Genomic DNA, 14,517 nt, shown 5'->3' on the forward strand with positions numbered 1-14,517 from the left:
TATATTAAAACTTTATATCATTATATAATACAAATTTTATTGTATTTGGTTTGTTTTTTCTGGTTCATGATGTTTATAATAATATACCGTTTCTTTTCCAATTACTTCAGAACCAAGCTTCTCCCATTTTTCTCCATAGGTAGCCTCTATTTGTTCACATTCTGAATCTGTTGATGCTACAATAAGACCATAATTAGGTCTGAATATAGCTGTTTCTTCCTTTCCATTTTTATAACTTAATTTACCATTATTTAACCTTAACAGGTTTCCATTCTTTTGATAATTAAAATTAATTCCATTAATAACTTCTGGACTAGATGAATCAATAAATATATAATTGTTAAAGTTATTTTTTAACATTAAATTACCTCCTCCATGTACCGATTTAACGATATAATCATAGGCATCTATATTGCATCTCAATGTTAATTTTGGTATTTGAAGGGTTTTAAATACATAAACTTTATGTTTATATTCTAAGCCATCATCCCAGTTATCCTTATTATCACTAACTAAATCAATATTACATTCTGTAAAATAATTTCCATAAAATAAAGAATATGCTTCTTCTACTCTATCTTTAATACTTAAATATGTGTCATAATCTGTATTATAATAATACTGACCACACCTTCTTATAATACCAGAAAAATAACTATCTTTCATTGAATCAAATGAAAAGCCACAATACCCACATTGGTCAATCGTAATATTATTAATTTTATAACTTCCATACCCCTCATACCCCTTAACTTGACTACTTATAAGACCAACTTTCTGTATTTTTTCAATTCTTACATTATTTATGCTAGTTCCAGTCCTAATCCTCATTCCATTTTGACACTTAGATATTCTACTATTAGAAATAATTGTGTCTATTCCTGTATCAATACCCAGCCCACAAGATGAAACTGTAATATCATTTACAATTGAGTAATATGGTATCCTAATTCCTGTACCCGAAAAACCACTTATATAAATATTTTCATAATGACCTAGACCTTTAATCATATTCTTACTGTTATCATACAGGATTGCTGATACATTATTCATCTCAACATTCTTTTCATTCTTATTGATAATCATCTCATAATGATATTTAGGATTACCTTTTGCCGGTGGTTCTTTATTTACTTGTATCTCACAACTATCAGAATAGAAATTTATATTTTTAATACATTGTTTCTTCCCTGTCAATGTAATAATACTCATATTTTCTACTCCACGAGTTATAAATTGTGTAGTACCTGTAGATGAATTAGAATCACCTTGCAATACAATTTCTTTATTAATTTTAACACCACTTGTAAATAGGTATTTACCTTTTGGAAAATATAAGACACAAAAATCTGTTTCTATTTCATCAATAATATCCTGCAAAGCAGGACCTACGTTGTACGAACCATCATTTTTAATACCTCTTTCTACTACATTAATCCATCTTCCATCTTTAATCCCAGTTCTTCCTTCCATAATATTATATATTCCTTTCCCTTTTACTTAGTTTGAACCTCCTATGACTAAAGTCACAGTTTTACTACTTCATAGAAATTTACATAATCAAATTAATTTTTTATATTATTTTTATATTATTCAATCCATGCTATTACCAAACCATTTACATTAAAACTATAGTCCTAGCCCTCCAATAAAATACATCTATTCAAATACTACGTATTTACTTATTTCTCTATCAATTTATAATAGTGTACAGTTATTCCAAACTCTATTTTTTCACCAATTTTCTCCCATGTTCCCCCATAATGAGCAGAAAGAATACTTTTATCTTTAATAATTGTTGACATAATGTCACCTACCTCTGGTTTATGCATCTTAATATCCTTATCATTACTATTTATATATATATTTCCTTTTTTTATCTTGACTTTATCCCCATAATCTTCATCAGATATACCAATTCCATTGATATTACTTAGTTTTCCATCGTAAAATATAACAGTTTGTCGCATATTATTGTACGTTAAATTTCCTTTTTCTGACTTAACAATCCAGTCAGTAGCATCTATATTACATGTTAATAGTACATTCTTGGTTTTAAGTGCTTCTATAAGATACACCTTATGCTTATCCTCTTTGAAATCTTCCCAATTGTCTTCATTGGTATTTGATAAAACTATATTACTTGATTCCAATAAATTACCATAGAATAAAGAATATGCTTCTTTAACTCTATTATCCAACATTAAATAATTATCATAGCTTACATCATAATAGTACTGCCCACACCTTGTGATATTTCCTGATATCTGAACATTGGATATAGAATCAAACCAAACTCCACAATATCCACATTGGTCAATTGTGATATTTGTAATAAAATTTAAACCTCTACCAATATTTTTAATTCCAACTTTTTTTATTTCTTCTACCCTCATACCATTTATAAAAGTTCCAGTAGAAATTATCATTCCATCAACACAGCCCCAAACCTTACTGTTAGCAATTGTTGAATTTTCCCCTGTACTAATTCCAAGTCCGGATGTAAAAATTGTAATATCATTTGCTGTAGAATTATTAGGCATATCAAGTGCAATTCCAGAAAAACCACTAAAAGATAGATTTTCATAATGACCTGGTTCTCCCTGTTTATCTTCACATATAACAGCAGATATATTTCTATAATTTATAATTACATTATGATGAAATCTAGGTTTTCCATCTGTTGGAGGTTCATGATTAGATGTCATATCTCTATCACAACTATCTGAATAAAAGCAAATGTTCTTAATACAGTGTCTTACACTTTTTGCTGTTATGATTGCTATATTTTCACTTTTAGGATTTTTCTTTCCTTTAAAAGTAAACTGTGTTACTCCAGCAGTATTTTTAGGAACATTCGCTAAAATATAAGAATCTCCACATAAGGTTAATCGTTTCTTAATCTTGACACCACTTTCAAATAAGTATTTTCCTTTTGGAAAATATATAATAGAATCTTCTGGTACAGCATCCATAATCTCTTGCAACTTAAAACTTACATCTTTTGTTTCATCATTACAAATTCCATAATCAAGTACATTAATCCAGCCACTTATATCTTTAATTATTATAGACTCTTCCATTAATCACTACCTCCTAGTTTGATAATTTAATCTTTTATCTTTTTATAATAGTACATGGATTCCCCAGCTAATACTTTTACATCAATCTGTTCCCATATTCCACCATGTAATTTATTTATTTCTTCTGTAGAATCTAGTACTGAATATATTACAGTATTCTTTTTTAATCTAGGAACCATTAAATACTTACCTTTATCATCTATATACAGAGTGTTCTCGATTATTTTGATTAAATCTTTTTCATCTATATCAGAAATTTGAACACCTCCTACAGAACAAATCTCACCATTATAAAATTTATAAGTATTTACGCCATTTTCTAACAGCAAGTTACCTTTTGCACATTGTATAAAGTTATCTGCTTCAGCATAACATGTTAGCATTACATTGTTTGTTTCATTTGCCTTGATTACATATATCTTATGTTCATCAAGTGAATCATTTTCCAAGGTATCAATATTACTATTCATCAATACAATATTGCAATTTTCTAAAATATCTCCATAAAAAATGGAATAAGCTTCTTCTTTCCTATCTTCCATATTCTCATAAGCATTATAATCAACACTTTTATAATACTGACCGCATCTAGTAATTCTGGCAGTTATCTGGCTATAGCACATTTTTTCAAACATAAATCCACAATATCCACATTGGTCTACCATAAGATTCATAATCAGGTTAAAACCAAATCCTTTATTATTAATACCTATTTCTTTTATTTCTTCTATTCTCACATTATTTAAGCTAACACCAGTAGTAATCTCCATTCCATTTTTACATTCGTAAATCTTGCTACTAGAAAGCATTGACTTCTCTCCAAGCCTCATACCAAGACCACATGAACTAACAGTAATATCATTACCAGTTGAATAGTATGGAATTTCAATTCCTATCCCTGAAAATCCAGAAATAAACAGGTGTTCAAAATGAGATAGTCCTTGTGTTTCTCCATATTCTGTAATAGCAGATACATTTTTAGGCGGTATTTTCTCTATATCATGACTATCATAATAAAAATTAATATTTTTGATACATTGACTTGTTCCTGTCAATGCAATAATACTCATATTAGAAACTCCTCGAGTTATAAAATTGGTTGTTCCTATGATTGATTGTTTTTTATCTAAATTTGATACTTGATTATCTCCTCCATAATAAGAATCTCCTTGAAGTGTTATTTGTTGACTAATTTTAATACCTTTCTCAAATAAATAATTACCTTTTGGAAAATATATAATGGAACCTTCTAGTGACTTATCAGAGACAATATCTTGTATCATATTACTTACATCATATTTCCCAGTAATATCTATTTTACTGTTTAATTCTAGTACATTAATCCAATCTGGAGTTTTAGTTTCAATTTCCATGATTAATTCCTCCCTTTTAAATCTAAATTATTTTCACTGAAAAAATTTTTTGACTATAACCGAAGTGACTTTTACTCTTTTTGGGAATTTTGAGATGACAATTTTCATTTTACAACATCATTACAGTTATATTATAAATCAATTATAATCTCATTATATTTTTACTATTAGCAAGTTATTCTTAATTTTTTAATACAAAGTTTATATAATGATTAAAATAGTTAAGCTTTGTATCAATATAATTTAATTCCAATAAAAAAACACTCATTTCTGAGTGTTCTATACAAATTTTTATTTTGAAAAATCTTATATAATCTTACATTTTAAAAATTTTATAATATTCAATTTAATACCTCCTCTAGTAAAATTATTTTTGATTTGCATATCTTAATGACCATGGGCAACTCATCATACACCTCAATACGCAAAAACACTTTGAAACATCAATAATAGATTCTCTTTTTCCAGGTAAAGTCCATTCATTTCCATGTATAGCTTTTGCAGGACAGTTCTCTACACAAACATTGCAATCCATACATTTTGAATCAATCAAAGGATATCTTTCAACAGAAATTGGAGCATCTGTAAGTACTGTACACATGCTAAAAGCACATCCATATTCCTCTGTTACAAACAAATTATTTTTTCCCATAAATCCAATGCCACTAATATTTGCTATTGTCTTATGTGGTAAAGGACTAATCCCTGATTGCATTTCTGGATTAATATAGGCTTTTTCAAAATATCCATGTCCTAGATTGTTTTTCTCCGATTGAGAATACGCTCTATATCCTTTATTTTGAATATATTTTGAAATCCAGTCAGCTAATTCTTCTACTTTCTCCTCTTTTTCCAAAAACTCATCACTATCTGTAGGTAAGTTATTGTATATATCTGTAATAAATTTTTTTGATAACCCTATACAAAATAAAATTGCTTTAGAAAAACCGTGCGTTTGATTTATTGGAAATTCAGATATATCAACAAAGCGAACAATGTCTACACCTTTATTGTATAAAATAGATTTTAATTCATCATTCATATTTGACTCCTCCCCCTAGATAAAAATAACATTACACATTAGTAAAATTTATTATTTTAATTATGTTAACCAATACTTTGTACATTCTTTATTTCTACTCATAAAACCATACTCAATTAGATATCTTCTAATTGTTGCAAAATCATCATATATAGATTCTAAAATCTGATTAACTTCCTTTTCTGAATATTTCTTCCCACGTTCAAATTGTTCCAAAATCTTAGATAAAATTACGACCTTTTTCTTTTCTTTTGAAGAAAATACTTTTAATTTTAAAGGATTCATACTTTCAAATGATGTATCCAAAATGTGTTTTCTCTCTTCTTCAGTTACTACATATCTTTCATCTACCATTCGAGCATGTTCATGGATTGGTATTATAGTACTACTTTTATTAGATTTATCTTCAAATACAGATTCATATAGTGCTAAATAGAACTTAGCCTGTTTTGCTTTTTCTCTGAAAATAAATTTTTGATGGCGTATAGTAGATGTGGATACTCCAACCTGTTTTGCTATCTCCTTATCTGGTAAATCACTAATAAATAATTGAAATAATTGTTTTTGATTTTCAGTCAATGTGTTGTACTTTGAATCACTATTAAGCAATTGCTCTAAATAATCACTATGTTCTAATTCCATATGAAGTTCAATAGCTTTTGAAGCTTCAAAGAATCTATTACCTATTTTATATATTTCTCCTACCTCATATGTTTTTGTACATTTAATGCAACTATAACAATTTAAATCATCATTAAATATATAGCCTCGTTTAATATCATCAATAGAAAGATTTTCAATTTTCATGTTACTACCTCCATTTCACAGTTTACATTTTTCATAAATATATTATATTAAAGTTTATTAATGTAATCAACATTTTTATTTTTTGTTTATCAAATCTAATTATTTATTAATTTGAAATTACAAAATATAAAAATATATTTAAACAAAACTATTTAGATTTTTAGCTATATAAATACTTATTTATTCTATTTATTACTAAGTGTTTTTCTATATAAATCTAAACAATATTTACAAAATAAAAAAGAACTCCTTAATTTATAATTAAAGAGTTCTTTTTTATACAACAAATCTATACAATCAATCTTATAAAACATAAGTTTATAGGTATTTATAAATATTAACCTTGTATTTTAGTTCTTTATTTAAACTCAATTACAGTATCTTTCCCACCTTCAACACTATTGCCTACATTACATGTATTCATATTGTACTCTGAATGATTAGTTATTGTAACTGGAGTAATAAGTGATATACCCTTTGATTCAATCAAAGGACGGTTAATTTTCAACATTGGTGTTCCTTCCTTCACTTGTTCTCCCATACTCACCAATACCTCAAAACCTTCGCCTTTTAAATTTACAGTATCTAAACCAACATGAATAAGAAGTTCCATCCCATTTTCTAATTCTATTACAAATGCATGTTTAGTCTCTGCTACTACTACTATCTTTCCATTGATTGGAGCATATACAATGTCTCCTGTAGAATCTATAGCTACACCCTCTCCCATAATTTTTTGAGAAAATACACCATCTTGTATTTTAGATAACTCTATTACTTTTCCTGATATGGGTGATTTTATTGATTTTTTTTTAAACATTTTGAACATAAAAACTACTCTCCTTTTTGCTTTTATCCATTGTTAGCTGTTTTTAACTTCTCACCTAAACTTCCTCCTGGATGGTACTTATAAAAATCTGAAGAACCAAAATTACTACTCTTAGATAATGCACATGCAATAGAATCTCCTAAAACCAAAGTAATTGTAGATGATGTTGTTGGTGCTAGATTTAAATGGTCTGCTTCATCCTTTGCAGGATATATTAAAGCATAATCACACTCTTTTGCCAGTACTGAATTTCTGTTTGAAGTAAATGCAATTGTCTTAGAACCTATTGCTTTAATATATTTTATACAGTTTACCACTTCCATAGAATTTCCACTATTTGATATTAAAATTGTAATATCCTTACTTTCAATCATTCCTAAATCTCCATGCACTGCCTCTGTTGCATGTACAAAAAAGCTAGGTGTACCAGTACTAGCAAATGTAGCTGCCAATTTCTTACCTATATGTGCAGATTTTCCTACACCCATAAAAATTACTTTGCCTTCACAATTTGCAATTTCACTAACTATACTTTCATATTCTATTCCTGCTTCATCTATTAAACATCTTATGGCATTCATTTCAGTAGTCATAACATCAACCATTGTTTTTAAATATCCCATAACTATCTCCCTTCCTACTATAAAATTCTTTTTGCAATATAATCCATAGTTTTTTTAATCCTATTTAAACCATCTTCAAGTTTTTCTCTTGAACATGCCACATTTAACCTTAAATAAAACTCACCTTCTTCACCATATACAGACCCCGACATAATAGCAACTTCTCCAATATCCATCAATAATTTTTGGAATTTCTCACCACTTATTTTAAGTTCGGAAAAATCTATCCAAGCAAAGTAACAGCCTTCTGGCATGACCAATTTCAATGGTTCTAAATTATCTTTTATATAATCAATCGTATATTTAAGATTCTCTTTAAGGTATTTTAATAGTTCATCTAACCAATATTCGCAGTCATCATAACAGACCATTGTAGCTAATATTGCTAGAATTGCTGGCGAATTTACAAAATCACGGTATCTAGTGATATTTTCAAATTTATTTCTAATACCTTCATTTGGTATAATCACATATGACCCAGTCAATGCTGGTATATTGAAAGATTTAGACGCTGATGTACAAATGAATACAGAATCTAAATAGTCCTTTGCAACATTTAAGATAGGTGTCATTCTATTGTCATATACAATATCCATGTGTATATCATCTGATATTATCTTGACATCATTATTCTTACAAATTCCTATCATCTTAACAAGTTCTAACTCACTCCATACTCTACCAATTGGATTGTGAGGATTACATAAAATAAATATCTTAGATTTTTTACACTTTTTCTCAAAATCATTAAAATCAATTGAATAGAATCCATTCCTATTTACAAGATGTGACTTTATAATATTACGATTGTTATTTGTTATCACATCATAAAAAGCATTGTATGCAGGAGTATTTATAAGGATTCCATCTCCTTCATTACTTAACATCTCAATAAGTTTGCTAATTGAATACATTACACTTGGACTATAATATATCCAGTTACTATCAACGCTACAATTAAATCTTTTAATATACCAATTCGTAACTGAATTTCTAAAATCATCATGTTTCCATCTACTGTATCCCAAAACTCTATGATTTAACCTTTCCTGCAACACCTCTGTTATTTCAAATGGAAACTCTAAATCCATATCTGAAATTGTAAAAGGAAGCAAATCCTTCTTACCAAATCTATCTTCTACATAGTCCCACTGGGTACAATATGTACCCAATCGGTCTACTTTTTTATCAAAATTAATCATTACATGCCTCCAAATGACCTTCCATAGCTTTATCCATCTGCTTTCTTAAAGAATACACTTGAGTTCCTATAATTACTTGTATTGTATGCTCATCCAATTTAACAACTGCTATACCACCAGCCTCTTTAATTGCATCCTCATTTATTAATGATACATCTTGTAGTTTTAAACGCAATCTAGTTACACAATTATCTAGTGATAATATATTAGATTGACCACCTAAAGCAGATATCATTTGTTGTCCTTTATATGTAGACAAATTTTTGAAATCTGAACCATTTCCTTCAGATACTTTTATTTCTTTATCCTCACGTCCTGGGGTCTTTATATTAAACTTAATAATTGCCCACTTAAATACAAAATAGTATATTGCAAAATATAAAACTGCTACTAATACTGCTATTGGCCATCCTGTAGCTGTTCCTCTTAACACACCAAAACTTATAAATGCAATTAAATCTCCTGTGAATCCCATCAACACGCCTAAGTATGGAAGTACCATGTTTGCTAGACCATTCATAAATGTATGGAAAGCAAATAATGCTGGTGATATGAATAAGAATAGAAACTCTATTGGTTCACTTATACCACCTATAATAACTGTCAACACCCCTGATATTAAAAGTCCTTTAAGTGCCTTTCTATTTTCTGGTTTTGCTGTACGGTAGATAGCCAATGCAGCACCAGCTAATCCATATTGAATCATCAATTTACCTTGTTCCATTTTACCAGCTAAATCAAGAGGTATAATCTGATTATTTTCTACATATGCCATAAACATGTTCAATGTACCAAAGTACGTTTCTCCATCAATAACAGCAGTTCCACCTATTGGTGTAAAACGGAATACGGATGTTACAAGATGATTTAGTCCAAATGGAATTGTAACTCTTTCTGCCACTGCATATGAAAAATATCCTAATGGTCCTGCTGAAGAAATCCATCTTCCTAAACTTTGGAATGCATTGAAAAATGGTGGCCAAACAATAGGTATTAATAATCCAACTATACTCATAACTATTAAACTAACAATTGGAACTAATCTTGGTCCACTGTAGAATCCTAATGATTCTGGTATCTTTAAATTACTAACTTTATCATATATTGCATAAACAATTAATCCTGCTACAATACCACCTAAAACACTTGTATTATATGTTTGTATACCCATAATCATAGCTTGACCATTAGTTGACATCTGTTCTGCTGGTACTAACAAATCAGCTCTTGTTAAATAAAAATTTGTACCTATATGCATTGCTATAAATCCTACTAATCCTGAAAAAGCACCAAACTCTTTTTCTTTTTTTAATAATCCTAGTGGAATTGCCATTGCAAATAATGCTCCCAAGTTGTTAAATGCAAATAATCCTATTGTTAACATGAAGTTTAAAACTAAGTTAACATATTCATTCCCTAAAAATGGAACCATTTCAATCATCTTAGGGTCTGTAAAACCTGCCCCAAGTCCTAGCATCATCCCAGAAACACTAAGTAGTGCTATTGGGAACATAAACGTTTTTCCTAACATTTGGAAGAAGTTCCATAAACCTAACTTATTTTTTTTCATAATTTTCCCCTCCTATTTTTATCTAAAAACATAATCAAATTTATAGAAAAACCTAAATCAAAAAACTTAATTTAATAATTAAGTTTAATGATTTAGGTTTTGCCTGCTCAACCAGTTACAATCCTAAAAGTCACTGTCTGTATTTGATTGTATCTAATAAAAAAACCTAAATCAAAAAACTTAACCTAATAGTTAAATTCAATGATTTAGGTTTTGCCTGCTTAACCAGTTACAATCCTAAAAGTCACTGTCTGTATTTTGATTGTATCTAATAAAAAAACCTAAATCAAAAAACTTAATCTAATAGTTAAGCTCAATGACTTAGGTTTTGCCTGCTTTATCAGTTACAATCCTAACAACCACTGTTTGTTATTTTATTTATGTGAATCATTAAATATAATTCTTCTTCTTTACTAATCTTATATTCAAATCTGTCTAATACCAATGCTGCAATTTCTTCAGTACACACTTTAGGTTTATTGTAATTTTTATTCACTAACTTATACATATCTTCAATATCACTATCATTGTAAGTTTCTTTTCGGAGAATCCTTTGAACAAAAAACTTTAAGTGAGTTATAAGTCTAGTATAATTTAATGAATTTACATCCAATTTAAATCCATGTACTTCTTCAATTATCTGAATAACTTGTTTTGAAAACTCTAGTATATTAATACCTTCATCTTTTTGAGAATTTTCCAAACCATTGATTATGTGAATAGCAATATATCCTGCTTCATCTTCAGGCAATTTTATTCCTATCCTTTTTTCAATTTCATCAATTGCCCATAATCCAAATTCAAATTCTTCCCTATAAAGTTGTTTTGTCTCATTCAATATTAAGTTTGGTAATTTTATACCTTGTTTTTCTCTTTGGACAGCAAATTCTATGTGACTAGTTAAGGCTAATATTATTGAATCATTCACTTGAGTATTTAAAACTTCATTAGCCTTTTCTATAATTTCTTCTGAAATTTTAAAGTATTCAATAGAGGTCTTATTAAGTATTTGATTGTATTTGTCCCTTTGATCGTCTTGAACAAAATATTTCTTAGAAATCAAATTTTCATCTATCAAATCGCCTACTTTTTTCTTAAATCCTACTCCAGCACCAGTGACAATTATTTCTGTGCCATCTTCTAGGGAGCTTACTACTACATTGTTATTAAATATCTTTTTTATATTCACTATAAATCCCCTCTAAAAAAATTCTCTCATCACACTTACATAGTATAGTATATTTAATTTAATGTCAATATTTAAAATTTTACTTTCGTATATATTTTGCAATTTACCCTATAATACTACAATAACAAAATATTTTTTATTGTCATCAATTAATTTGTCATATTTTATCATATTTTCATTGAAAGATATTTAATTATTTCTTATGTATATTTAATTATTTAAAATCAATCGACATTTTATATTACAAAAATTATTTTCAATTTTTTCCAGTATTTTCAAGTATTTCAACTTAATTATATATATATTTATTGAAATTAAGATTATAGCTTTGTACTAATCTTTTCTCAAATATATACATTAGTAATATAATTTTTAATTTATATAAATTAAATTAAAATTTTTTATAATTTTTTTTATAAAATTATTTGTATTATATTTTGTATTTTTTATAAAATTATTATACTTGTACATCTTTTATAACATATAAAATCTTTTTTTCTAATTATATACAATATATTTTCCATTATGTTCTAATCAATTTCTTTACTATTTTTACAACTTTATTAGTCATATTCATAATTATTTCTAATTAGTGTTTAACATTTTATGTAAAATTTATAAAAAAATGTATATAAATTAAAATAAGTGACTATACTAAAAATATGATACGGATAAACAATAAGTTCAACCTATCTCCCCCAAAATCAAGTGAGCTACAGTTTCCCCCAACTGTAGCTCATTTTCGTGTAATTTAATAAACATCTCAACAAGAATTAATTAACGAAACCCCTTATAAAAACATAACATATATTAAACAAGCTCTTGATTAAAACTTGAGCTTTTTTAATAAAAAACAGAATAGTTTATTAGATAAGGGGTTTTTTTATGCAATTCATGGATGTATCTAAATACATTGAAGGTGCAAATCTTAAAGTTAAAACTAAAAATGGTGAAACTGTTAAAAGAATATATTTTAACAACTCTGCCACTCCATTAGTTTTAAAAAACGTAATAGATAACTTAAACTGTGAGATTCCTTGGCTTACTTATATTAATGCTCCAGGAATAATCTCAGAAAAAAATACTTTAAAATATGAAAATGTACGCTCTACTATCCTCAAACTTATTGATGGAGACGAAGAAAAGGATTCTGTTATTTATGTCAAAAATGCTACAGAAGGAATAAACTTCTTAGCAAAATTTTTTAAAGATGAAAATCCAGATAAATTTGTTATTACCACAGCAATGGAGCATATGGCTAATTACCTGCCTTTTAAAGTTAATTTTCCTACAAAAGTTGTTGGAATTACAGAAAAAGGAGAACTTGATTTATGTCAATTAGAGAATATATTTAAAAATTATGCTGGTAATGTATCTCTCGTTACAGTTACAGGAGCTAGTAATGTCACAGGTATAACCACTCCTATATATGAAATAGCAAGAATAGCTCATAAGTATGGTGCAAAGATATTGGTGGATATTGTGCAAGTAATTCAGCATAAACCTTTTTCAATGATGCCACATGAATGTGATGAGCATATAGATTTTGTTGTTTTTAGTGCTCATAAATGTTATTCTCCACTAAATGGAGGAGCTCTGGTAGGACCTAAAAAATTCTTTGAAAAATTTAATCCTGTACTATATGGCTCAGGTTCTACCAAATTTGTAAATGATAACAAAATACTATATGCAAACGTACCCCAACGTTTTGAAGCAGGATACCCAGAGTATTTTGGAACTCTTGCAATGGGAAAAGCACTGAACACTTTAAATAAAATTGGTCTAAACAGAATTTCAAAATACGAAAGAGAATTATTTTTATATGCTAAAGAAGAAATGAGTAAAATACCTAATATAATAATATATGGAGATAAATCAAATAATGTAATTATCCCAAATATATCTTTTAATATAAGTAATATGTATTACAAAGATGTAGCAAAATATTTAGTTGATAACTTTGGAATAGAAACTGGAGCTGGAGTAGTAGGTGCAGATATTTATGTACAAAAATTATTAGGTATAAATCCAAAAGAGGCATACGTCAGATTTATGAGGGAAAATCCTGTAGGTCTTGTTAGGATAAGCTTAGGAATGTACAATACTTTTGATGAGGTGGATAGCTTTATACATGCTATTAAAACTTTGGCTTTTAAATAAGCTTTTTCTATTCTTTTTTATCAATAAATAGAGAGTAGTTTTGTTTTCACAAAAAAGCAAATTATATCAACAGTCAATTTCATTAGCAATTAGACACTCATTTGTAACTATACAAACTATTTTACACTATACAAACAAAAAACTCATTACAATGAGTTTTTTTGTTTATATATGAGATTTATTTTAATTACTTCAATTTACTTTAATTACATATATGATTCAATTTTGTTTTTTAAATTCTCCTTAGGCATAAAACCTATTAATCTATCTACAGGTTTTCCATCCTTAAATATTAGCATAGTTGGTACTGTAGATACTTCAAATTTCTGAGCTAATTCTATACTTTGGTCTATGTCCACCTTCAAGAAGTTTGCTTTTTCAACCATCTCATTTCCTAAAGCTTCATATATTGGTGATAGCATCTTACAAGGTCCACACCAAGTCGCAAAGAAATCTACAACTACTAAACCATCTTTATTTTCTACTTCATTTATAAATTCATTATTATTTATTATTTTTACCATAATATACATCTCCTTTATTATCTTCTTGATATTAATATACTACGCCCTATATAACAGTTCAATTAGGCACTTTTTTGTAACCGCCTATTTTTAATAGGTTTAATATTATGATAAA

At 27.9% G+C, this 14,517-nt stretch carries 12 protein-coding genes; 1 reads left to right on the forward strand and 11 read right to left on the reverse strand.

The window, feature by feature from the left end; all coding sequences use genetic code 11:
- Nucleotides 1-36: 36 nt before the first annotated feature.
- The 10 genes from CDIF1296T_RS15575 to CDIF1296T_RS15620 all read right to left on the reverse strand — a co-directional run bounded on the left by CDIF1296T_RS15575 (nt 37) and on the right by CDIF1296T_RS15620 (nt 11,718).
- Nucleotides 37-1,473 (reverse strand): glycoside hydrolase family 55 protein, encoded by a 1,437-nt coding sequence (locus CDIF1296T_RS15575; protein ID WP_009898097.1) that lies wholly within the window; start codon nt 1,471-1,473, stop codon nt 37-39.
- A gap of 209 nt (nt 1,474-1,682) precedes the next feature.
- The gene (locus CDIF1296T_RS15580; protein WP_009898099.1) at nt 1,683-3,083 is read right to left on the reverse strand and encodes a glycosyl hydrolase family 28-related protein; all 1,401 of its coding nucleotides are present in this window, start codon (nt 3,081-3,083) and stop codon (nt 1,683-1,685) included.
- Between the two features lie 26 nt (nt 3,084-3,109).
- Nucleotides 3,110-4,456, reverse strand: coding sequence for a glycoside hydrolase family 55 protein (locus CDIF1296T_RS15585; protein WP_009898101.1), 1,347 nt, complete (start codon nt 4,454-4,456; stop codon nt 3,110-3,112).
- Between the two features lie 367 nt (nt 4,457-4,823).
- Complete coding sequence (locus CDIF1296T_RS15590; protein ID WP_009898102.1) at nt 4,824-5,498, reverse strand: 4Fe-4S binding protein; 675 nt, start codon at nt 5,496-5,498, stop codon at nt 4,824-4,826.
- Nucleotides 5,499-5,558: 60 nt separating this feature from the next.
- Nucleotides 5,559-6,305 carry a DUF2087 domain-containing protein gene (locus CDIF1296T_RS15595; protein WP_003439876.1) on the reverse strand — a complete coding sequence of 249 codons (747 nt, stop codon included), beginning with the start codon at nt 6,303-6,305 and terminating at the stop codon, nt 5,559-5,561.
- 358 nt (nt 6,306-6,663) lie between these two features.
- On the reverse strand, nt 6,664-7,134 hold the full coding sequence (locus CDIF1296T_RS15600; RefSeq protein ID WP_003439878.1) for a PTS sugar transporter subunit IIA: 471 nt from the start codon (nt 7,132-7,134) through the stop codon (nt 6,664-6,666).
- A gap of 23 nt (nt 7,135-7,157) precedes the next feature.
- Nucleotides 7,158-7,757 carry a KpsF/GutQ family sugar-phosphate isomerase gene (locus CDIF1296T_RS15605; protein ID WP_003432026.1) on the reverse strand — a complete coding sequence of 200 codons (600 nt, stop codon included), beginning with the start codon at nt 7,755-7,757 and terminating at the stop codon, nt 7,158-7,160.
- Between the two features lie 17 nt (nt 7,758-7,774).
- Nucleotides 7,775-8,959 carry a MalY/PatB family protein gene (locus CDIF1296T_RS15610; RefSeq protein WP_009898103.1) on the reverse strand — a complete coding sequence of 395 codons (1,185 nt, stop codon included), beginning with the start codon at nt 8,957-8,959 and terminating at the stop codon, nt 7,775-7,777.
- Nucleotides 8,952-10,529 carry a PTS transporter subunit EIIC gene (locus CDIF1296T_RS15615; RefSeq protein ID WP_009893767.1) on the reverse strand — a complete coding sequence of 526 codons (1,578 nt, stop codon included), beginning with the start codon at nt 10,527-10,529 and terminating at the stop codon, nt 8,952-8,954. The genes CDIF1296T_RS15610 and CDIF1296T_RS15615 overlap by 8 nt, the downstream gene beginning before the upstream one ends.
- 352 nt (nt 10,530-10,881) lie before the next feature.
- A complete protein-coding gene (locus CDIF1296T_RS15620; protein WP_003432034.1) occupies nt 10,882-11,718 on the reverse strand; it encodes a PRD domain-containing protein in 837 nt (278 codons plus the stop codon).
- Nucleotides 11,719-12,603: 885 nt separating this feature from the next.
- On the opposite strand from CDIF1296T_RS15620, the gene CDIF1296T_RS15625 reads away from it, so the two are divergent.
- Complete coding sequence (locus CDIF1296T_RS15625) at nt 12,604-13,878, forward strand: aminotransferase class V-fold PLP-dependent enzyme (RefSeq protein WP_009898104.1); 1,275 nt, start codon at nt 12,604-12,606, stop codon at nt 13,876-13,878.
- Nucleotides 13,879-14,084: 206 nt separating this feature from the next.
- Here CDIF1296T_RS15625 and trxA read toward each other — a convergent pair whose 3' ends face one another.
- Entirely contained in the window at nt 14,085-14,402 is a 318-nt protein-coding gene (gene trxA / locus CDIF1296T_RS15630; protein ID WP_004453775.1) for a thioredoxin, read from the reverse strand.
- Nucleotides 14,403-14,517: the final 115 nt, after the last annotated feature.

Source organism: Clostridioides difficile ATCC 9689 = DSM 1296, from assembly GCF_001077535.1.
Lineage (GTDB): Bacteria > Bacillota > Clostridia > Peptostreptococcales > Peptostreptococcaceae > Clostridioides > Clostridioides difficile.

Bases quoted from the DNA above. Each gene is read 5' to 3' on its own strand.
- CDIF1296T_RS15575 (WP_009898097.1), bottom strand. From the start codon at position 1,473: ATGGAAGGAAGAACTGGGATTAAAGATGGAAGATGGATTAATGTAGTA.
- CDIF1296T_RS15580 (WP_009898099.1), bottom strand. From the start codon at position 3,083: ATGGAAGAGTCTATAATAATTAAAGATATAAGTGGCTGGATTAATGTA.
- CDIF1296T_RS15585 (WP_009898101.1), bottom strand. From the start codon at position 4,456: ATGGAAATTGAAACTAAAACTCCAGATTGGATTAATGTACTAGAATTA.
- CDIF1296T_RS15590 (WP_009898102.1), bottom strand. From the start codon at position 5,498: ATGAATGATGAATTAAAATCTATTTTATACAATAAAGGTGTAGACATT.
- CDIF1296T_RS15595 (WP_003439876.1), bottom strand. From the start codon at position 6,305: ATGAAAATTGAAAATCTTTCTATTGATGATATTAAACGAGGCTATATA.
- CDIF1296T_RS15600 (WP_003439878.1), bottom strand. From the start codon at position 7,134: ATGTTCAAAATGTTTAAAAAAAAATCAATAAAATCACCCATATCAGGA.
- CDIF1296T_RS15605 (WP_003432026.1), bottom strand. From the start codon at position 7,757: ATGGGATATTTAAAAACAATGGTTGATGTTATGACTACTGAAATGAAT.
- CDIF1296T_RS15610 (WP_009898103.1), bottom strand. From the start codon at position 8,959: ATGATTAATTTTGATAAAAAAGTAGACCGATTGGGTACATATTGTACC.
- CDIF1296T_RS15615 (WP_009893767.1), bottom strand. From the start codon at position 10,529: ATGAAAAAAAATAAGTTAGGTTTATGGAACTTCTTCCAAATGTTAGGA.
- CDIF1296T_RS15625 (WP_009898104.1), top strand. From the start codon at position 12,604: ATGCAATTCATGGATGTATCTAAATACATTGAAGGTGCAAATCTTAAA.
- trxA (WP_004453775.1), bottom strand. From the start codon at position 14,402: ATGGTAAAAATAATAAATAATAATGAATTTATAAATGAAGTAGAAAAT.